The sequence below is a fragment of the Rosenbergiella gaditana genome, from assembly GCF_018494065.1.
Classification (GTDB): domain Bacteria; phylum Pseudomonadota; class Gammaproteobacteria; order Enterobacterales; family Enterobacteriaceae; genus Rosenbergiella; species Rosenbergiella gaditana.
On record NZ_JABBFR010000029.1, the window covers coordinates 1 to 18,976 of the forward strand.

Annotated in this window: 21 protein-coding genes and 1 tRNA gene; 14 read left to right on the forward strand and 8 right to left on the reverse strand. The window is 50.8% G+C overall.

All coding sequences use genetic code 11. The features are described 5' to 3' along the window. Positions 1-335 precede the first annotated feature (335 nt). Genes HH682_RS14300 through HH682_RS14310 form a run of 3 tightly spaced genes read right to left on the reverse strand, consistent with a single transcriptional unit; the run spans position 336 to position 2,311 of the window. Complete coding sequence (locus HH682_RS14300) at positions 336-1,241, reverse strand: pirin family protein (RefSeq protein ID WP_214238196.1); 906 nt, start codon at positions 1,239-1,241, stop codon at positions 336-338. Beyond that, entirely contained in the window at positions 1,238-1,672 is a 435-nt protein-coding gene (locus HH682_RS14305; RefSeq protein WP_214238197.1) for a DoxX family protein, read from the reverse strand. The genes HH682_RS14300 and HH682_RS14305 overlap by 4 nt, the downstream gene beginning before the upstream one ends. A 30-nt stretch (positions 1,673-1,702) precedes the next feature. Next, a complete protein-coding gene (locus HH682_RS14310; RefSeq protein ID WP_214238198.1) occupies positions 1,703-2,311 on the reverse strand; it encodes an FMN-dependent NADH-azoreductase in 609 nt (202 codons plus the stop codon). A 103-nt stretch (positions 2,312-2,414) separates the two neighbouring features. Here HH682_RS14310 and HH682_RS14315 point away from each other — a divergent pair, with 103 nt between their 5' ends. Beyond that, positions 2,415-2,816 (forward strand): winged helix-turn-helix transcriptional regulator, encoded by a 402-nt coding sequence (locus HH682_RS14315; RefSeq protein ID WP_214238199.1) that lies wholly within the window; start codon positions 2,415-2,417, stop codon positions 2,814-2,816. A gap of 16 nt (positions 2,817-2,832) precedes the next feature. Here the strand turns inward: HH682_RS14315 and HH682_RS14320 are convergent, their stop codons facing one another. Beyond that, positions 2,833-3,216 carry a winged helix-turn-helix transcriptional regulator gene (locus HH682_RS14320; protein ID WP_250318716.1) on the reverse strand — a complete coding sequence of 128 codons (384 nt, stop codon included), beginning with the start codon at positions 3,214-3,216 and terminating at the stop codon, positions 2,833-2,835. A gap of 91 nt (positions 3,217-3,307) precedes the next feature. On the opposite strand from HH682_RS14320, the gene HH682_RS14325 reads away from it, so the two are divergent. The 4 genes from HH682_RS14325 (at position 3,308) to eitC (ending at position 7,319) form a co-directional block, all read left to right on the forward strand. Further along, positions 3,308-4,156: an NmrA/HSCARG family protein gene (locus HH682_RS14325; protein ID WP_214238200.1), complete on the forward strand. Its 849-nt coding sequence runs from the start codon at positions 3,308-3,310 to the stop codon at positions 4,154-4,156. Between the two features lie 366 nt (positions 4,157-4,522). Next, a complete protein-coding gene (eitA, locus tag HH682_RS14330; protein WP_214238201.1) occupies positions 4,523-5,524 on the forward strand; it encodes a siderophore ABC transporter substrate-binding protein EitA in 1,002 nt (333 codons plus the stop codon). Beyond that, entirely contained in the window at positions 5,521-6,558 is a 1,038-nt protein-coding gene (locus HH682_RS14335; protein WP_214238202.1) for a FecCD family ABC transporter permease, read from the forward strand. The genes eitA and HH682_RS14335 overlap by 4 nt, the downstream gene beginning before the upstream one ends. After that, positions 6,558-7,319, forward strand: a complete 762-nt coding sequence (gene eitC, locus HH682_RS14340; protein ID WP_214238203.1) for a siderophore ABC transporter ATP-binding protein EitC — start codon at positions 6,558-6,560, stop codon at positions 7,317-7,319. Before HH682_RS14335 ends, eitC begins: the two co-directional genes overlap by 1 nt. A gap of 282 nt (positions 7,320-7,601) precedes the next feature. Here eitC and HH682_RS14345 read toward each other — a convergent pair whose 3' ends face one another. Then, positions 7,602-8,510 carry a LysR family transcriptional regulator gene (locus HH682_RS14345; RefSeq protein WP_214238204.1) on the reverse strand — a complete coding sequence of 303 codons (909 nt, stop codon included), beginning with the start codon at positions 8,508-8,510 and terminating at the stop codon, positions 7,602-7,604. 221 nt (positions 8,511-8,731) lie between these two features. On the opposite strand from HH682_RS14345, the gene budA reads away from it, so the two are divergent. From budA to HH682_RS14360, 3 genes are all read left to right on the forward strand, one after another. After that, positions 8,732-9,460 (forward strand): acetolactate decarboxylase, encoded by a 729-nt coding sequence (gene budA / locus HH682_RS14350; protein ID WP_214238205.1) that lies wholly within the window; start codon positions 8,732-8,734, stop codon positions 9,458-9,460. 65 nt (positions 9,461-9,525) lie between these two features. Then, positions 9,526-10,308 carry an SDR family NAD(P)-dependent oxidoreductase gene (locus HH682_RS14355; RefSeq protein ID WP_214238206.1) on the forward strand — a complete coding sequence of 261 codons (783 nt, stop codon included), beginning with the start codon at positions 9,526-9,528 and terminating at the stop codon, positions 10,306-10,308. A 111-nt stretch (positions 10,309-10,419) separates the two neighbouring features. Next, positions 10,420-11,160 (forward strand): SDR family NAD(P)-dependent oxidoreductase, encoded by a 741-nt coding sequence (locus tag HH682_RS14360; protein WP_214238207.1) that lies wholly within the window; start codon positions 10,420-10,422, stop codon positions 11,158-11,160. 15 nt (positions 11,161-11,175) lie between these two features. Here the strand turns inward: HH682_RS14360 and HH682_RS14365 are convergent, their stop codons facing one another. Beyond that, entirely contained in the window at positions 11,176-12,057 is an 882-nt protein-coding gene (locus tag HH682_RS14365) for a LysR family transcriptional regulator (protein WP_214238208.1), read from the reverse strand. A 103-nt stretch (positions 12,058-12,160) separates the two neighbouring features. Between HH682_RS14365 and HH682_RS14370 the strand changes: the two genes are divergently transcribed. The 6 genes from HH682_RS14370 (at position 12,161) to HH682_RS14395 (ending at position 18,117) form a co-directional block, all read left to right on the forward strand. Beyond that, on the forward strand, positions 12,161-13,222 hold the full coding sequence (locus HH682_RS14370; RefSeq protein ID WP_250318717.1) for an alkene reductase: 1,062 nt from the start codon (positions 12,161-12,163) through the stop codon (positions 13,220-13,222). 31 nt (positions 13,223-13,253) lie between these two features. After that, positions 13,254-14,195: an SDR family oxidoreductase gene (locus HH682_RS14375; RefSeq protein WP_214238210.1), complete on the forward strand. Its 942-nt coding sequence runs from the start codon at positions 13,254-13,256 to the stop codon at positions 14,193-14,195. A 297-nt stretch (positions 14,196-14,492) separates the two neighbouring features. Continuing rightward, entirely contained in the window at positions 14,493-15,602 is a 1,110-nt protein-coding gene (locus HH682_RS14380; RefSeq protein ID WP_214238211.1) for an S-(hydroxymethyl)glutathione dehydrogenase/class III alcohol dehydrogenase, read from the forward strand. Between the two features lie 24 nt (positions 15,603-15,626). After that, complete coding sequence (fghA, locus tag HH682_RS14385; protein WP_214238216.1) at positions 15,627-16,460, forward strand: S-formylglutathione hydrolase; 834 nt, start codon at positions 15,627-15,629, stop codon at positions 16,458-16,460. A gap of 124 nt (positions 16,461-16,584) precedes the next feature. After that, positions 16,585-16,660: transfer RNA gene (locus HH682_RS14390), tRNA-Asn, on the forward strand. A gap of 179 nt (positions 16,661-16,839) precedes the next feature. Continuing rightward, entirely contained in the window at positions 16,840-18,117 is a 1,278-nt protein-coding gene (locus tag HH682_RS14395) for a tyrosine-type recombinase/integrase (protein ID WP_214238212.1), read from the forward strand. A gap of 303 nt (positions 18,118-18,420) precedes the next feature. Here HH682_RS14395 and HH682_RS14400 read toward each other — a convergent pair whose 3' ends face one another. Together HH682_RS14400 and HH682_RS14405 are read right to left on the reverse strand one after the other, a co-directional pair. Continuing rightward, complete coding sequence (locus HH682_RS14400; RefSeq protein ID WP_214238213.1) at positions 18,421-18,765, reverse strand: hypothetical protein; 345 nt, start codon at positions 18,763-18,765, stop codon at positions 18,421-18,423. Then, positions 18,762-18,976, reverse strand: a 215-nt coding sequence (locus tag HH682_RS14405) for a hypothetical protein (RefSeq protein ID WP_214238214.1), incomplete at its 5' end; no start/stop codon positions are given. The genes HH682_RS14400 and HH682_RS14405, both read right to left, overlap by 4 nt.

An 18,976-nucleotide genomic window follows, 5' to 3' on the forward strand; every position in this document is an offset into this window, starting at 1 on the left:
GCCTGACGCCGGAAGAGTCAGAGAAGAGATATCATTTTTACTGTAAAACCGTGGCCAATATTACTTGACCACTACATGTAGAGCCAAATGTCCAGCACCATGCGGGGCTCCCCCCATAAAGAAAACGGCAGGAAAAATTCCTGCCGGGGTACGCTAACATCCGGTTATTCGTGCAGCAACTTGCGGGCCAATGCCGGAATGTAAGCTGACCGCGCAAGATATGGTTAAATGCAGTCAGTAACATAACCTGTAGCCCTGCAGGGTTATGTTGCCCGTCAAACCCTGGTGGCATATAAGGCAAAAGCAGGCGTGCACGCCGATAAGATAGCAAGCCGTTACCGAAATACCGGAACGGTTCCTGATTCAGTACGGCGATCCCCCGCATCTTTTAACTTTCTGCCCAGCTCAGTTATGCGTTGTTCACCCCGTTCCAACGCCTGCGCGCTGGTATGCACAGAGTAATGCCCAAGGTGAAGCGGGTACGAATGAGGAACGGCTGAACCCAGCACGAATACTGCGTCCTCCTGACCCGATGCCTGCAGGGTTACGGGTGCCTCACTGGTATCGAAACTCACCATTTCACCCGCCTGGATAACACCTCCGGCATCCAGCTCTCCGCTGGCAAGCGCGAGCCATCCGACAGTGTGCCCAACGGGTGGGTTATAGGTCCAGTGCTCTCCGGCCTTTAACGTGACCAGCAGATAGTTAACCCCTTCCGGCGCGGGGACCGGACTCTGCACGCCCTGATAATGGCCGAGAATGACATGGAAAGGTTGCCCTTCATTATCACCCACCGACTCGATATAGCGACTTTCTGGCTCACTATTTTCGAGTTCTTCAGGCAGGGCAATCCATAGCTGGAATCCCTGAATACGAGGTACTTCTTCGGCAGTCAGCTCTTTGCCATGCCAGACCCCTCCTCCAGCCCGCATCCATTCGACACCGCCATAACCCAACGTTCCCTGACCGTTGTCCGGATCGCTGTAACGTACCCTGCCTTTAGTAAACACCGTTACGGTGGCAATACCCGAATGCGGATGCAGAGGCATATCTGACATCGCATGAATGGCATTACCACTGACGTCAAAGATATCAAGGAACACGAAAGGTTTGAGCATCTGACCCAGATCGGAAGGGCTCATCAGGCGGATAATAGGTCCGTGGCCTGTGCTTCCCCGCGTTTGCTCCGCAATTCGCCGGGGCAAATTATTATCCGGGTGTGTTGACGAGGTTAGGGTCATAGTTTCGACTCCCTTAAATTCACGCGCATCTGGCTGGAACGATTAAGTGGCAGAATGGTGGTACGATTGAGCCACGCAATACCCGCCGTGATCAGCAGCAACACGATGGCCGGTAAGGGGCTGCCGCCAATAACGAACAGATGGGTCAGAACAGCAAATACCATAGTGACCGCCAGCAACAACCCACCCAGCCCTGCGATGGCAGGTATCAGCAGGGCTATAGCCGCGCTGACTTCGACCAGCCCCGTTACGATACGGAACCACTGGCCCAGGCCAACATGCTCAAAAATCTCAACCATCATAGGCACGCCCGCAAGCTTGGCACCGCCCGCAGCGAGAAATGCCACTGCTGCGAATATTCTCAGGCTCCAGGATACCGCGCTAACTGTGCGGGACGCTCCTGAGGATGTTGTTACAGAACTCTTCTTCATTTCATGCATCTCTCTTTAAGGTTTCAGCAATCAGGCCGTAAGCCTGCCGATTTCAGACTGCGCGCTGTCGAGAGCAGCTTTAACGCTTTCTTCTCCCAGGGCGAGGCCTTCGGCGCGGATAAACGTAATATCAGTGATGCCGAGGAAGCTGAAAAATCCCTGCAGATAGCTTTCCTGGTGCTCGAGAAAGGCGGCGGGCGAACCTTCCCCGTACAGACCACCGCGTGTGGAAGCCACGATCACGCGCTTACCTACAGCCAGCCCCTCAGCGCCGTTTTCCGTGTAGCGGAAGGTTTTTCCCGCCACCGAAAGCCGGTCAAGCCAAGCTTTGAGCTGTGAGGGAAGAGAAAAGTTGTACATGGGGGCACCGATAACAATGACGTCGGCCGTCAGGAATTCGTTCAGGACGCTGGCGTTTCTGGCGGTATCCTCTTTTGCCACGTCACTCTGCGGCTCTACACCCTGAAACGCGAGAAATTCAGCGGTGGAAAGATGGCCAATGGGCTCGTCGGCCAGATCTCTCTGGATGATGTCAACGTCGCCATGACGTTCGCTCAGTTGTCTGATGATGGACGCCGTAAGCTGACGGCTGACGGATTGTTCGTTCAGAATGCTGGAATCGATATGAAGGATCTTCATCGTTAGCCTGCCTTAGTATAGTATTGTGACTGAGGCTAATAATGTAACCACTATCGTTCATTACAGGCAATAAGGCACATACAGGTAACCCGGTATCATAAATATGACTGACCCATCTCATGATTTACACAATGTAGACTGCCCGAAAATCAGTCAGGTGCTGGCCCGTGTCGGAGAGAAGTGGAGCATACTGATCATCATGCTCCTCGCAAACGGACCGCATCGTTTCAGCGAAATCAAGCGTGCCATCAATGGAATATCACAAAGAATGCTTACCCTCTGCCTGAAAGGTCTCGAGCGGGACGGCCTGATCAAACGTACGGTTATCGCCGTGATGCCGCCACACGTGGAATATGAACTGACCCCGCTTGGTCATTCACTGACTGAGCCGGTCATTGGGCTGGGAATATGGGCAGGCAGGCACATCGCTGATATTGATGCGGCCAGAGAAGTGTTCGACGCCCGAGAAGCAACTCGGGGCAGTCCTGCCTCATTAGGTAAGTAAGTCTCGCAGTGCGCTGCTAACGCTTTTCTTCCGCTCCCTGTATTGCCAGTGCCCATTCTGTCAGCGCAACAAACACGGGTTTAAGGGCAAGGGCATTTTCGGTGAGGGCATACTCCACTCTTGGCGGAATTTCTGCATAGGATGTCCGGGTGATGAGCCGATCGGCTTCCAGCGCCCGGAGCTGGGCGGTCAGCATATGTTGCGTAATGCCGGATAGTGCCTTACGGACTTCGCCAAATCGTAACGGACCGGAAAGCAGTATCCACAGGATCTCGATTTTCCATTTTCCCATCAGCATGCTTAAGGCCTGTCGAAATTCATTCAGTTCGGTTTCTGTGGGTGCACATGGCTTGTCATCAGGCACATGAGTATTATTTTTCATACCGGTATGATTTTTCATCCTACTTGTCTCATCTTATAAAACAGCTGATATTAATACTAACAAAACAGTTGTTCCCCATACTAACACAGGACAAGAGGCCTCTCTTATTATGACTGAAAAAACCATCGTTGTGCTGGGTGCTACCGGACAGCAGGGAGGCGCTGTGACCCGCGCGCTTATCACCGACGGACGCTGGCGGATACGTGCGCTTTCCAGAAACCCCGACTCCGACACGGCACGCCGGCTGGCTGCCAGGGGCGTCGAGGTCGTTGCAGCGGACATAGACAAGCCCGACTCAGTGCGTCAGGCCTTCAAAGGCGCATACGGTGTTTATTCAGTACAGGCCTCTGAAGGAGGCGGTGAGCTGGAAACCCGCAGAGGCATTTCAGTCGCTGACAGCGCGCGTGCTGCCGGCGTTGAACATCTCATCTATGCTTCTGTCGGCGGTGCTGACCGTCAGTCACGCGTGCCTCACTTCGAAAGCAAATGGCGCGTCGAGGCACATATCCGTCAGGCGGGCATTCCTGCAACCATCGTGCGACCGGTGTTCTTTATGGACAACTTCCTCAAATCAAGTATGCGTGCCGTACTGATTGCCCTGCTGCGTAGCTATGTGCCGGGAGAAAAACCGTTGCAGATGATTGCAACAGCCGACATCGGCAAGTACGTGGCGCAGGCCTTCGCCAGTCCAGGCGATTTTATCGGCAGGGATGAAGAAATCGCAGGCGACGCGCTGACACGCGCGCAGATCGTCGCAACGTTCAGATCTCACGGCTGGCAGGCCGGACTTCCCTTCCCGGTTCCCCGACTGCTGCTGCGGCCGCTTCCCTATGATATCCGGAGAATGTTCGAGTGGTTCGGCGAAACCGGTTACGAGGCAGACATTCCTGCACTGAGGACAAGACAGCCAGACCTGCTGACTCTGGCAGGCTGGATTGCGGCACAGAATAAAACATAACCGAGACAAGGAAGAATCTGAGGTCGGGATGCCTAATATCTGAATCCCTGCCGTCATCTGGTTCATGTCATCAGCCTGCCCGGTGGGATTGTACGAGGCGAGTTGCTCTTCATAAGCGGGACGTCATCACCCACCTGGCGTTCGTGCGGCCCACTGCGGTTCCACACCTTCATCACGGGCTCACCATTAAGTGCCCGAGACCCACTGTATGTGAAAACTCTTTTTTATGCTGACGAATTTAACCTCGCAGAATAATCGCTTCTCCAGGCATAAATAAGTTTCGCATCAAGAATAATTTTCATTATCATTACTGCCAGTGACTATAACATAATTGAAGTAAACGATTTCAGTAAAGGAATGTGTCAGATGAAAAGAATCCTCTGCGCGGCAGGAATGCTGTGCGCCTCGGTCATCCCCGCTTTCGCGACGACCTACCCGGTGACGATTGATAACTGCGGGTATAAACTCACTTTCACAAAAGCGCCTGAGCGTGTTGTCGCCTTGGGTCAGAACACCGCCGAAATTCTGCTGCTGTTAGGTTTACAGGATAAGATCATCGCGAGCGCATTCTGGCCATCGAAAGTCCTGCCGGAACTGGCTGAAAAAAATGCCAAAGTTAAAACCCTAACGGTAGAAATTCCAACGCTCGAATCTATCCTGGCCCAGGATCCTGATTTTGTCCCCGCACAATTACCCCTGTTGCTGGGGCCGGAAAGTAAAGTAGCGAAAAGAGCAGATTTCGATGCCGTCGGCGTAAATAGCTATATGTCTCCGGGCATGTGTGCGACCCAAAAAGACACGGGTGATATGTATGGCAGTCGCCAGAAGCTGTGGGACATGACTTTTCTGTATAAAGAAATTGAGGATCTCGCCACTATTTTCAACGTTGAGGATCGCGGGCAGGCGCTCATCACCGACTTCAAAAATCGGGAAGCAGGACTGCGTAAGGAATTCAGTAAAAATCATAAAGATCTCGCTTTTGTCTTCTGGTTTTCCAGCGCATCGCCTGCCGCAGATGCGTATGTTGGCGGCAAAAACAGCGCCTCCGGTTTTATCGCCAACGTGTTAGGTGGTCATAACGCCATCACATCGGAAACTGAATGGCCGACCGTGGGCTGGGAAAGCATTATTGCTGCAAACCCAGATGTGATTGTGGTTTCAAACCTCGACCGTAACCGCTGGGCGCTTGATAACGCTCAGGAAAAAATCAAATTTCTCAAAAGCGATCCTGCCATCAGCCAACTGGACGCCGTGCGAAAAAATCATATTGTTGTGATGGATGGGCAGGCGATGAACCCGACGATCCGTACCCTTTACGGCGCTGAACAAATTGCCGGGCAGCTCAAAAAAAAGGGGCTGAATGAATGACCTCAGCAGTTCACCCCACACGACAGAGGGTTATCCTGACCACGTCGTGTGTTCTCTCAGTGCTAATTTTAGTGCTGGTGATTGCCTTTGGAGTCAGCGTCGGCGAGCTATCTATCCCGATGAGCAGCGTGTTTCAGGCTATCGGGAATAAAACCGGGATGACCGATATCCCGCTGAGTCGCATTTATGAAAGCGTCATCTGGGATTTTCGTCTGAGCAGAGCCCTGGTTGCTGCCTGCTGTGGTGCCGGACTAGCAATCTGTGGTGCGGTACTGCAAAGCCTGCTGAAAAATGCCTTGGCAGAGCCTTATGTGCTGGGTGTTTCAGCCGGAGCTTCAACCGGCGCGGTGTCTGTGGTCGTGCTCGGCATCGGCACCGGGTCAATCTCCCTTTCCATGGGAGCCTTTGCCGGGGCCTTCTCGGCCTTTGCCTTTGTGACCTTTCTCAGCAACGGCGCGCGCGGCGGCAACGATCGCACCATTCTGGCTGGCGTAGCCGCCTCGCAGCTCTTCAACGCGATCACGGCTTACACTATCAGTACGTCCGCCAGCGCGCAGCAGGCACGCGACGTGATGTTTTGGTTGCTGGGAAGCTTTAGCGGAGTAAGGTGGCCGGAGTTTCAGTTAGTGCTGGTCATCGTCATGCTGGGTTTAGCTGTCTGCCTCTACTATTCCCGCGCTCTGGACGCGTTTACATTTGGTGACGATGCTGCGGCCTCGCTGGGTATCTCGGTCCCCCGGGTTCGGCTTGTCCTGTTCACCATCACCGCACTTATCACCGCAACCATTGTCAGTATGGCGGGTTCCATTGGCTTTGTCGGTTTGGTTGTTCCCCACGTTATGCGATTCTTCTTTGGCCCCTTGCATCGGGTCTTACTGATTGCCAGCGCGTTAGCGGGCGCCATCCTGATGGTGCTGGCGGACATTGCCTCCCGACTCCTGATTGCTCCGCAAAGCTTGCCTGTCGGCGTTGTCACTGCATTAGTTGGCGTGCCGTTCTTTGCCATTATTATCTACCGTTCGAGGAGTAAGTGATGAGTATCAGCGCTGAAAACGTGACCTGGAAGGTAGGGAAAAAAATCATCGTCAACGACGTTTCTCTTAGGGTTAACCCTGGCGAAACCGTGGGTCTGCTTGGCCCGAATGGTTCGGGGAAATCATCACTGTTGCGCCTCCTGGCAGGATTACGCCGCCCTCACTCCGGATCTGTCGCGCTGGATGGAAAGGACATCTCTCAGATTGCCAAAAAGCAACTGGCTCGCCGCATTGCCTTCGTAGAGCAACACGGGATGACGGAAGCGAATATGCGCGTCCGGGATGTCGTAAAACTGGGTCGCATCCCCCACCACTCACCCTTTTCTAACTGGAACACCCACGATGATGAAACCGTCAATGGTGCGCTGGAAAGGGTGGGTATGCTTGATCGCAGCGATCAGGGCTGGCAGAGTCTGTCCGGAGGCGAGCGCCAGCGCGTACACATCGCCAGAGCACTGGCGCAGTCACCCACCGAAATTCTGCTGGATGAACCGACAAATCATCTGGATATTCACCACCAGTTACAGCTGATGAAATTGATCAGCGAATTACCGGTGACCAGCCTTGTAGCTATCCACGATCTCAACCATGCGTCCATGTTTTGCGATGCACTGATTGTTATGCAACAAGGCGAAGTCGTTGCCAGAGGAACACCGGAGAAGATATTGACAGAGTCACTTCTGTGGGATGTTTTTCGGGTTGAAACCAGAATTGATATCTCGCCGTATCATGGCAAAAAGCACATTCATTACGTTTTGTGAAATCAGATCTTTTTTGACTTATATGCGGCCTGGGAAATTTCAGGTCGCTCGTTTTTTTAGCTCACTGTTTGAAATAATAACTATTGGCTTTAATTCATTCCTACTCACTCTTTTAATCAGCACTGTTCAGTCTTGGGGATAATTGCAGAGAGGATAGGGCGTGATAATTTTTAACTTCACATAAAACTGATGTTCAAGGGATAATATGTGCATATTAGGAATAATTAAAAAGTCAAACACTTAACTTATAATGGAGGTATTCATACTACAATTTTTCTGCTTCTACGCGCCAGCATACTTTCGTAATAATCCGACCTCATTTGTCGAACACTGTTCGATTATCAGCTCCGCCACCTTAAGTGCATGCGCGCGCCTGATGGGATCATCTGTCACATACAGAAAAGTCAGCTCGCGATGGATAGCCACTGCTTCACCGAGCGGCCAGCAGACCAACTCCCCGCGTTGAATATAGGGAGACATCAGACGTAACGACTCCAGCGCCATCCCCACGCCGTCCAAAAGCGCTGAAATGATATGAGAGGCGCGGTTGAACTGCAGTCGCTTGCTTTCCGGAGCTGACAGATTGTTGAGTTTCAGCCAGTGCTCCCATCTGACAGTTGCTGTTTCGTTGATCAGTAAAGGCACCGTTATATTCTCCCCGGATATCCACACTCTCTCAGCAATTTCCGGGGTGTAGACCGGTATAAAAACATCCGGCCCTAGGCTGACCAGTTCCGCCTGCCCTGCTGCTTCATGACCATACAAAACCGCAATATCGTAGTTTTTGTAAGCCACGTAATCAGGATTCTCATCGGAAACCAGCTGCAGGTCAGAAGCATCAAGCGACATAAGTTCCTGTACTACCGGCATAATAAGCGCAGCAATGGCAGGCGGAGAACTGATGGATAGAGGTTTAACCTTCTGATGACGTAGCATATTAAGTCCGTTTCGCATGTATCTGAATCCGGTCTCAATTTCGCGCAGCAAATAAATGCCTTCCGGGCTGAGCGTGACGCTGTTGCCCGTCCGCAAAAACAGTTTGACGCCTAGGCGCTCCTCAAGTTTCCGGACGGACTGGCTTACCGCACTGGTTGTCAGAGAAAGATTTTCTGCTGCCCGGCGAAAAGACTGGTAACGACCAGCTTCAGCAAAGACTTCAAGGCTGTTGAGATGTACGGGAAATCGTGTCACAGGTTTATCCAGTTTGAATGAAGTTATTCTAGCAACGGGTCAGCCCTGACCGTTCAGTCGCTTACCCTCCTTGCAGAGTCAGGCATGTCATAACATTGGGATTGATACTATAACAGATCCCAGGTTAAGCAGAAATAAACCTGGGAGTTAATTCTTATCGTTATACACCCTAATCCTAAGGGACTAGATTAGCGTTATCTGTTTGAGAGGAGTACAGGACCTTGAAAAATAATATATCGCTAAAATCAGGAATTACGCAGTTTTCGACGGTTAATTCCCTGCTGGTCGGACTGTATGACGGCTTATTTCCGGTAAGTCACATTTGCAGCCATGGTAATTTCGGGATCGGGTGCCCGGATACTATGGAGGGGGAAATGCTGATAAATAACGGAGAATGTTATGTCGCGCCGGCAGACCGGCAGCCACGGCTGATGGGGCAGGATGAAAAGGTCGCCTTTGCACAGATGGCCTGGTTTGAACCCTCCATCTACTTTCCTGTCACGCACATCAAAGATAAAGAAAGACTGACAGAGATTCTGCTTGAGCAGGCTCAAACGTCCAATCTCTTTATCGGATTTCGCCTTACAGGCACCTTTAGTGCAGTCAAAATCCGACAACCTCCGTCAGGCCTGACACCTCCCTATCCTCCACTCGTGGAAGTGCTTAAGGAGCAAACCGAAGTCACTCATTCCGACATGCGTGGCACAATTCTTGGCTTCTGGACGCCTCCTCAATACCAAGGAACTTCAGTTGCGGGCATCCACATACACTTTCTAGATGAAGAGAAACTCTGCGGTGGCCATGTAATGGATATTGAGATTGAACAGGGTCAGCTGGAAATTCAGCTTTATCACCGGTTCGATTTACATCTGCCGACGGACAGCGTGTTTCTTGATGCCGATCTTAACTATGAAAACGCGGACGAACATATCAGGACCGCAGAAGGATGAATACCCTCTGCCCGGCGTATTGCAACCGCGTCTTCGATATACGTATATAAAAATTTGGAGTAACAATGACTAATGTCCGTAAAACAGAGAAAAATGAAAATATCAGGGTTGCCGTCATCACGGGGGGTGCTGGGGGCATTGGCAGCGCTGTCGCTGAAAAGCTTTCAGCATCCGGCATCCATACCGTTATTGCCGACCTGAATATGGAGTCAGCAAGGCAGGTCGCCGCTGAACTCAAGGACCGGGGTTATACGGCCACGCCGCACCAGCTTGATGCCGGAAACAGCGAAAGCATTGCAGCCTTTTTTGCAGAGATTGAAACGCAATTTGGCCGTTGCGATTACCTGATTAATAATGCCGGTATGGCCAAGCTTCTTCCGTTTGAAGATTTTCCGGTAGATACATGGCAAACCACTCTTGATATCAACGTGACTGGCCCCTTCCTTCTTGCTCAACATGCTGCAGAGCTGATGAAACGCAACGGCTGGGGGAGGATCATCAATATTGCGTCCACAAGCGGTATCCGCGCCGGTGTGGGGCGAGTCGGCTATGGGACCTCTAAGACGGCACTTATTGGCCTGACGCGTCAGTTGGCTGTCGAACTCGCCGCTTACGGGATTACGGCAAATACCGTTGCTCCGGGGCCTATACAGACAGCCCTGGCCGGTAATCATTCTTCTTCTGCGAAGGAGGCCTATCTTCGGCAGGTCCCCATGAAACGATACGGTACTTCCGCCGAAGTTGCCTCCGCTGTCGCATTTTTTGCATCCGAAGAGGCTCGTTACGTAACGGGTCAGTTGCTTGCCGTCGACGGCGGCTTTATCGCAGCAGGTATCCTGGAGGCATAAGCCGGCAGGTATTTTCTAAGCGCTCACGTCTTAAAAAGGATTAAGTTCATGAAAAATCGTCTTGAAGGTAAAGTTGCTATTGTTTTTGGAGCAGGTGGCCCTGCAGGTGAAATGAGTAACGGCCGCGCTGCAGCTATCGCCTATGCCCGGGCGGGAGCTGCAGTTATCGCCACAGACAGGTTGGCTGAGGCCGCAGAAGAAACCGCGGCCATGATCCGTAGTGAAGGTTATCCGTCCATTTCTATTGAAGCTGACGTGACTAGCACGGATGCCGTCACGCAGGCCGTGAAGGCTGGCATTGAACATTTTGGCCACCTGGATATTCTCCACAATAACGTGGGGATAGCCCCCGCAGGCAGCCCAATTGAACTGGATGACGATGCTTTCCAGAGGGTAATGGATGTGAATGTCGGCTCGGTACACCGTACAGTCCGGGCCGTACTACCGCATTTCCTGTCGCAGGGTAGCGGGGCTATTGTGAATGTTTCGTCTCTCGCGGCAATTCGCTGGACAGGTTACTCCTATTTTTCTTACTACGCATCGAAGGCAGCGGTCAATCAGGCGACGGTGGCGATTGCTTTGCAGTATGCAGACCAGGGTATACGTGCCAACGTAATCATGCCCGGTGTGATAGATACCCCACTGGTTTACAAACAGATTGCGGATCAGTACTCCTCAGTCAAGGAAATGGTCAAAGCACGCAGTCATGCAGTCCCTATGCGCAAAACAGGTTCCCCGTGGGATATTGCCAGTACGGCAGTTTTTCTTGCCTCTGAAGAAGCGGGATTTATCACCGGGGTATGTCTGCCCGTTGACGGTGGCCACTCTTGCGCCATGCCGGGGCTCAGATAGCCTGTAATGAGATTTTTAGACTTCCATCAGCCTGGAGGACAGGAATTCAATAAAGCGCTGTGTCTTGGCCGGCGTAAGGCGAGTTTCGGTGACGGCATAAATGCTCACAGTTGACCCTGTCCACTCAGGAAGAACGCGCCGCAACCGGCCGGAAGCAAGATCATCGGCGACAATCTTCTCGGGAAGCAGTGCGATACCTTGATGTTTGAGGGCGAGAGTACGGATCATCCCAACGCTGTTGAGCGTGAACCTGCCACGAACGCCCACCTCGACCTCTACCTTGTTCATCTTTTGCTGCAAGTTCCAGGTCGAGACCTTCGTCATACAAATGCATTCATGCACTGCCAGATCCGCCGGTGCAGCAGGTTCTCCTGACGCTTCGATATAACCGGGAGACGCATAGAGTTGGCGCGAGTGCCGACCGATAAGGCGAGCGATCAAACCCGACTCTTCCAGTTTGCCCATGCGGATCGCTACATCGAACGGTTCAGTCACCATATCGACACGCCGCGGAGTCAGGTCGAATTCGAACGTGATGCCGGGATAGTGTCCGGCAAAATCGACGAGGATCGGTGCGAGATAAAGCGTGGCGAAATCGACAGGTAGCGAAACCCGCAAGATCCCGCTCGGCTGCTCAAGCATCTCGCTGAGCTGCTCATGCACCAGCCGGACCTCGTCGACGATATGTTTGCTTCGTGCATAGTAAAGCTGGCCCGCCTCGGTCAGCTCGATCTTGCGCGTTGTGCGATGCAGGAGCCTCAAACCAATCGCCTTTTCCAACTCACTGATCCGGCGTGACAGGGTGGAGTTAGGAATGCCCAGTGCCTCCGCGGCCCTTCGAAAACTCCTGACCCTCGCGACCTCCACGAACAGCACCATGTCATTCAAATGGTCCATCTTATTGCTCCATATATGGAATACTGATTTCAACTATAGGGTATTTATCCCGAAATCGGAATGGTGGATAGTGGATAGAGACGTCAACGTATGGAGAATTCAAATGAATCCAGTATTCGCACCTGTCCATGTAGGACGCTACACACTGACCAACCGACTTGTCATGGCGCCCATGACCCGCAGCCGGGCAGCCTTCGACGGTACACCCGGGGAGCTATCCACCGAATATTATGAACAGCGCGCCAGCCTCGGCCTGATCGTGACTGAAGGCACCCAGCCCTCCGATGACGGCCAAGGCTACCTGATGACACCGGGCATCTATGCGCCTCAACACCTAGCCGGCTGGCGAAAGATCACATCTGCCGTCCACAACAAAGGTGGGAAAATCTTCATCCAGCTCATGCATGCCGGGCGCATGAACCATCCTGACAACACGCCGCATCATCGCCAAGGCGTGGCCCCCTCCGCAATCGCGCCGGGTGCAGGCATGTTTACCATGACAGGGATGCAGGACATCCCCACACCGCGCGCGTTGACGACCGAAGAGGTGCGCCAGACCGTCGTCGATTTCCGCAATGCGGCGCGCTCTGCGATTGAAGCCGGTGCTGATGGTATCGAGGTTCATGGAGCTAACGCTTATCTCGTCCAACAGTTCTTCGCGCCAAGCTCCAACACGCGCACGGATGAGTATGGCGGCTCTATCGAGAACCGCGCCCGGTTTGCTATCGAAGTGGCCTCAGCGATTGCCGAGGAAATCGGCGCAGACCGCACTGCGATCCGCCTGTCTCCCGGTACGACGATATGGGGAATTGATGAAGATTCGGAAGGGCCGGAGCTCTATCGTTACCTCGTTGCCGAACTCGACAAGCTCGGTCTTGCCTATCTGCACCTCATGCACCAGAGCAACGAAGCGCTGCTTACTGATATCCGCCAGCTCTGGCATCAATCATTGATCGTCAATCGCCCTGGTCGTCCGCGTGAGCAGATTGGCACCGACGTGGCGTCGGGACTGGCCGATTTGGAAGCCTATGGTCAGCTAGTCCTGGCTAATCCTGACTTCGTCGCACGACTTAAGACCAACACCGAGATGAACGCTGCGGCCCCCAAAACCTACTACGGCGGCACCGCTGAGGGCTATACCGACTACCCTACCCTTAACCACTGAACCCTACCCGCTCATGAAAGGATATTAGATAATGGCTAAATCACCGCAACTTGTGACCGTCGCGGATACCCTCACGCCGGCGAGAAAGAAAGTCCTGATCGTCGGCGCAACAGGTTTCCTCGGCACAAAGATTCTGCACAAACTCGCGCTTGAGAAAAGCGCGGCCGTCGTTGCCATGTCGCGAAAGGGTGCCCCATCTGGTGGGGACGCCAACATCGAATGGGTTCGCGGCGATATGATGGATCCGGCGTCGCTGGATCGTGCATTGCAGGGCGTTGACGTCGTCGTCAGCTCGGCAAACAGTTACATGAAGGGCAGCCTCGATACCGACTTTCAGGGCAACAAAAACCTCATCGAGGCCGCAGCACGGGCAAAGGTGAGTAGATTTGTTTTTCTCAGCATCGTGAGTTGCGAAGCTGCGTCCGCTGTACCTCACTTCTATGCCAAGAAAGTCGCTGAAGACCTGATCAAAAAGTCTGGTGTGCCCTACGTCTTTGTTCGCGCGCCCTCTTTTCTCGACCAGAGCACCGATTTTATCGCAAAGGCCGTGAAGGCGGGAAAATTCCAGGGGATGGGTGATAAGGCAACAAGGTGGTCCTATGTACTGACGGATGATCTTGCCACCTATCTGGCGAAGGCCGCAACCTATTCTGGCACCGACATAGTCAACCAGACGATCGATGTCGGCTGGAGTGATGGTCCAAAGAACCAGCAGGAGCTGGCCGATATCATCTCTGATGTCATCAACAAGCGTCTCAAGATCCAGATAATTCCCTGGTGGATGATTCGGGTGGCCGCACGGCCCGTCAGGCTATTTTCAGAACTGGGTTACGATCTCATCCAGATGTTCCTGTTCTTCAGAACAGGGCTTTATATCTCGGACGTCTCCAGCCACGAGCGCTTCTTTGGACCCGCTCCGACAGCACGCGACGCCATCACGCGATGGGCACGAAATCAGCAGCTCATCCCCTGAAACACAGGGGTGGCAATGGAATAATATCGCTTCGGGGCCCCGTTATTCGAGAAAAACATAACACGATAGCGTGACCGCATTCTGAGGCGGGGTCTCGCCAAGAGGATATAGATATGAACCATTCTCCACCCCCTGACAGGAACAATGTAGTGGTCAAGTAATATTGGCCCCCCACGCAAGTGGGAGACGAAGGCTAAAAGCACCTAAAGTTAAGTATAAGAAGATTTTCTCTTCTCGCCGACCCGAACCAACACTACACTTACCCTTTTACCCTGCTCAATCCCTAAGGAAGCTAAAATGAAATCACGTGCTGCGGTCGCCTTTGCCCCCAACCAACCCTTAGAAATTGTCGAAATCGATGTCGAAGCGCCAAAAAAAGGCGAAGTATTGATTAAAAATACCCACACGGGCGTTTGCCATACTGATGCCTTCACCTTATCAGGGGAAGATCCTGAGGGCCTATTTCCGGTCGTACTGGGTCATGAAGGCGCGGGCATCGTCATTGAAGTGGGTGAAGGGGTCAGCAGCGTTAAGCCTGGCGACCACGTTATTCCGCTTTACACTGCTGAGTGTGGTGAATGTGAGTTCTGTCAATCAGGGAAAACCAACCTTTGTGTCGCCGTGAGAGAGACGCAAGGCAAAGGGGTGATGCCAGACGGTACCACACGTTTCTCTTATCAAGGTCAACCGCTCTATCACTACATGGGCTGCTCAACCTTTAGTGAATACTCAGTGGTCGCAGAAGTCTCTTTAGCAAAAATTACCCCCGATGCCAATCATGAGCAGGTCTGTTTATTAGGGTGTGGCGTAACGACTGGAATCGGTGCTGTACACAATACCGCTAAAGTTCAGCCAGGCGATTCAGTGGCAGTATTCGGTTTGGGCGCAATCGGCTTAGCGGTCATTCAAGGTGCTCGCCAAGCCCAAGCGGGAAAAATTATTGCCATTGATACCAATCCCGGTAAATTTGCGTTAGCGACCCAATTTGGCGCCACCGAATGTATTAATCCTAAAGACCATGATAAGTCGATCAAAGATGTCCTACTAGAGAAGAATAAATGGGGTATCGATCATACCTTTGAATGTATCGGAAATGTTGACGTGATGCGCCAAGCCTTGGAAAGTGCTCACCGCGGTTGGGGCCAGTCCATTATTATCGGTGTCGCTGGCGCAGGGAAAGAGATTTCAACCCGTCCTTTCCAACTGGTGACCGGGCGTAACTGGAAAGGATCGGCTTTTGGCGGCGTCAAAGGACGTAGCCAATTACCCGACATGGTGAAGCAGGCGATGTCCGGTAAGATTGATTTAGCACCGTTTGTCACCCATACATTGACCTTAGATGAGATTAACCAAGCCTTCGACCTGATGCATGAAGGCAAATCCATCCGTACCGTTATTCGTTTTTAAGGGGAACACATGTCCACCGATTCACTGACACGTGTAGAACGACACGCTAGCTTTGGAGGATGGCAAGAGGTGTGGCAACACCGCTCGGATATCCTCCATTGTGAGATGAAGTTTGCGGTTTATCTGCCGCCACAAGCGGCTAACCAGCCAGTCCCCGTGCTTTATTGGTTATCAGGGCTGACCTGTAGCGAGCAAAACCTGATCACTAAAGCGGGTTTTCAGCGATATGCCGCCGAGCTAGGTGTTATGGTGGTCGCTATCGATACCAGCCCACGAGGTGAAGATGTCGCGGATGATAGTGCCTGGGATCTCGGTCAAGGGGCCGGGTTCTATCTGAATGCGACACAACAGCCTTGGGCAGCACATTTCTTAATGTATGATTACCTGACAAAAGAGATCCCTGCACTGATCGCCTCGCATTTTCCCACCAATGCCCGACAATCGATTGCCGGTCACTCGATGGGTGGGCATGGCGCACTAATGGTCGCGCTAAAAAATCCGGGGCTTTTCCAGAGTGTCTCCGCCTTTGCACCAATTGTTGCCCCAAGCCAAGTTCCTTGGGGGCAGAAGGCATTTACCACTTATCTCGGTAGCGATACGACTCAGTGGCAACAGTGGGATAGCCTTTGGTTAGCCGAGAATGGGCACCCGCTGCCACCTACCTTAATTGATCAAGGGCTAGCGGATCCCTTCTATCCCCAACAACTCACCACTGAATTGCTGGAAAACTGTTGTAAAGAAAAATCGCTTCCGGTGACATTCCGCTACCATCCGGATTATGACCATAGCTACTACTTCATTAGCAGTTTTATCGAGGAACATTTACGCTTCCATGCCGCAGCGTTAACGGTGTCGTAGCCAACCTTTCAGTAGAGTGTTGAGTTATTCACCACTCTGCTGATAAAAGCGGCAGTCAAACCGTCGAACTCTATTTTTATTTTGACAAGCCTGCCAGCAAGCCGTACATTACGCACCAAGCAATTCCTCTGTAGTTCAGTTGGTAGAACGGCGGACTGTTAATCCGTATGTCACTGGTTCGAGTCCAGTCTGAGGAGCCAATTTAAAGAAACCAGATATCTACTGATGTCTGGTTTTTTACTTTTTATCAATTGGTTAACCCTTCAAGCTTGTCTACTCACGTCTATTAAAAAACACTCGAAGCTACACCCTTTTGCTGGTAAAAATGCTGGTAAAGCTGGTTCGATTTTCTTTTTACCAGCAATCTGGGGAAACCGTCATGCCACTTACTGATACTAAAATAAAAAATGCAAAGACTGCTGAAAAGGCGATTAAGCTCACTGACGGGTTCGGCCTCTACCTGCTGGTACATCCTAACGGTTCGAAATATTGGCAGTTAGGCTATCGCTTTGAAGCGAAACAAAAGGTGTTTTCCATAGGCATCTACCCTGCCGTTTCTTTGGCAGACGCAAGGCAACGCCGCGACGATGCCAAAAAGCTTTTAGCCTCTGGGATTGATCCCAGCGCTAAAAAACAGGCTGACAACAAAACAACACTTGAAAAGCGTAACAATACCCGCGCTTTTAAAAGCGTTGCCAAAAGCTGGTTTGCAACCAAAACAACCTGGTCAGAAGATTATCAGCGCTCAGTCTGGACTCGTCTTGAAACTTACCTGTTTCCTGATATCGGCAACAAGGATATCGGTGAGTTAGATACAGGTGATCTGTTGGTTCCAATCAAGAAGATTGAAACACTCGGTTATCTTGAAATCGCTATGCGGGTAAAACAGTACGCTACCGCTATCCTGCGATATGCTGTTCAGCAAAAGATCATCCGCTTCAATCCTGCCTATGATCTGGAAGGTGCTGTACAGAAGCCACAGACAGAGCATAGGCCTGCAATTGAACTGGAAGAAATACCAGCACTTCTGGAACGTATTGAGGGTTATCAGGGACGTAGCCGGCTAACGTTACTGGCGATCAAGCTCAATCTCCTGACGTTTGTTCGTTCCAGTGAACTACGATTCGCCAGATGGTCTGAAATCGATTTTAAAAGTGCCTTGTGGGTTATCCCAGAACAACGTGAAGTAATAAAAAAGATAAAACATTCAGGCCGTGGTGCCAAAATGCGAAGGAAGCATTACGTCCCATTGTGTAATCAGGCACTGGCAATTTTGGAAGAGCTAAAAAACCTCAGTTATGACGTGAGCAATAATAACGGTTTTATTTTTACGGGTTGTTATGACACCATGAAACCGATGAGCGAGAACACCATCAACAAGGCGCTACGTAAAATGGGCTATGACACCAAAACCGACTTGTGCGGTCATGGCTTCCGAACCCTTGCTTGTAGTGCTCTGATTGAATCAGGTATCTGGTCAGAAGATGTGGTTGAACTTCAAATGAGCCATATGGAAAAAAACAATGTCCGTGCCGCCTACACGCATAAAGCGAAACACCTTGAACAGCGCCGCTTAATGTTACAATGGTGGGCTGATTTTTTGGATGCAAATAAGAGTTCTATGGTTAGGCCGTTTGATTTCGCAAATGATAGATAAAAATAATATTATATTTAGTTGATAAGATTGGGGCATAGTATACTTCCAACTGCACTATGCACAAAAAAAATTAACGCCCAACCATTTCCAGAATGGTTTCTACGTTATTTTTAAATAATCAATTTTTAAAAAACATTAATAACCCTCTATTAAAAAATGGGGGTGCGTTTGAATATAAAAATTGCACAACGACCTTTTAGTAAAATTTTTTAAAATAATATCAATCCTATTTGCTAGTTTAATTACTACCGCACCCGGTGGGTTTGTTCAACCCTTCACAGGTGAAAACAAGTTTCCACCTGTTCAGCGTTTATTTTCTTGATTGTTCTCTATGCCATTTTTAGTTCGATTTCTTCGTATTCTTTTACTTCGTTCTATTGCTGAAGATAATTTTTCAAAAAATCGTTGTTGTGTGTATCCTTGAGCAATCCGCTGTGCCTTAGTTCTAAATTCAGTACCTTCATGGACACTTCTACGATAATCTTGAATAAAAACCATCACATTACTCTTAAATGTTTCATTAAAAATATCTTCAAGATCAGTAGTGGCTAATTCAGGATAGCAATCACAAAGAACAATAAATAGTGATGATGCTATATCGCTAATGGTAGAATTAATTACATCTTCTGACTCATGATCTTTTTTCATTCATTTTTATTTTCCTGTAATTTCTTTGATAACACATCAAAAAAATGATTGCTCTTTTCATTTTCATTGATTCCTGACGACCTATTTTTTACGAGACCATCATTATCTAATACATCCAATTTTGTTCTGCTCTGGGGTAATCCCCCCGAAAAATCGGTGTGTTCATAAGTAGAATTTTCTACTAACCTGAACTCAGGGGAGATTTCTATGA

Coding starts and splice junctions, on each gene's coding strand:
- HH682_RS14300 (WP_214238196.1), bottom strand. CDS start 1,241: ATGACCCTAACCTCGTCAACACACCCGGATAATAATTTGCCCCGGCGA.
- HH682_RS14305 (WP_214238197.1), bottom strand. CDS start 1,672: ATGAAGAAGAGTTCTGTAACAACATCCTCAGGAGCGTCCCGCACAGTT.
- HH682_RS14310 (WP_214238198.1), bottom strand. CDS start 2,311: ATGAAGATCCTTCATATCGATTCCAGCATTCTGAACGAACAATCCGTC.
- HH682_RS14315 (WP_214238199.1), top strand. CDS start 2,415: ATGACTGACCCATCTCATGATTTACACAATGTAGACTGCCCGAAAATC.
- HH682_RS14320 (WP_250318716.1), bottom strand. CDS start 3,216: ATGAAAAATCATACCGGTATGAAAAATAATACTCATGTGCCTGATGAC.
- HH682_RS14325 (WP_214238200.1), top strand. CDS start 3,308: ATGACTGAAAAAACCATCGTTGTGCTGGGTGCTACCGGACAGCAGGGA.
- eitA (WP_214238201.1), top strand. CDS start 4,523: ATGAAAAGAATCCTCTGCGCGGCAGGAATGCTGTGCGCCTCGGTCATC.
- HH682_RS14335 (WP_214238202.1), top strand. CDS start 5,521: ATGACCTCAGCAGTTCACCCCACACGACAGAGGGTTATCCTGACCACG.
- eitC (WP_214238203.1), top strand. CDS start 6,558: ATGAGTATCAGCGCTGAAAACGTGACCTGGAAGGTAGGGAAAAAAATC.
- HH682_RS14355 (WP_214238206.1), top strand. CDS start 9,526: ATGACTAATGTCCGTAAAACAGAGAAAAATGAAAATATCAGGGTTGCC.
- HH682_RS14360 (WP_214238207.1), top strand. CDS start 10,420: ATGAGTAACGGCCGCGCTGCAGCTATCGCCTATGCCCGGGCGGGAGCT.
- HH682_RS14365 (WP_214238208.1), bottom strand. CDS start 12,057: ATGGACCATTTGAATGACATGGTGCTGTTCGTGGAGGTCGCGAGGGTC.
- HH682_RS14370 (WP_250318717.1), top strand. CDS start 12,161: ATGAATCCAGTATTCGCACCTGTCCATGTAGGACGCTACACACTGACC.
- HH682_RS14375 (WP_214238210.1), top strand. CDS start 13,254: ATGGCTAAATCACCGCAACTTGTGACCGTCGCGGATACCCTCACGCCG.
- HH682_RS14380 (WP_214238211.1), top strand. CDS start 14,493: ATGAAATCACGTGCTGCGGTCGCCTTTGCCCCCAACCAACCCTTAGAA.
- HH682_RS14395 (WP_214238212.1), top strand. CDS start 16,840: ATGCCACTTACTGATACTAAAATAAAAAATGCAAAGACTGCTGAAAAG.
- HH682_RS14400 (WP_214238213.1), bottom strand. CDS start 18,765: ATGAAAAAAGATCATGAGTCAGAAGATGTAATTAATTCTACCATTAGC.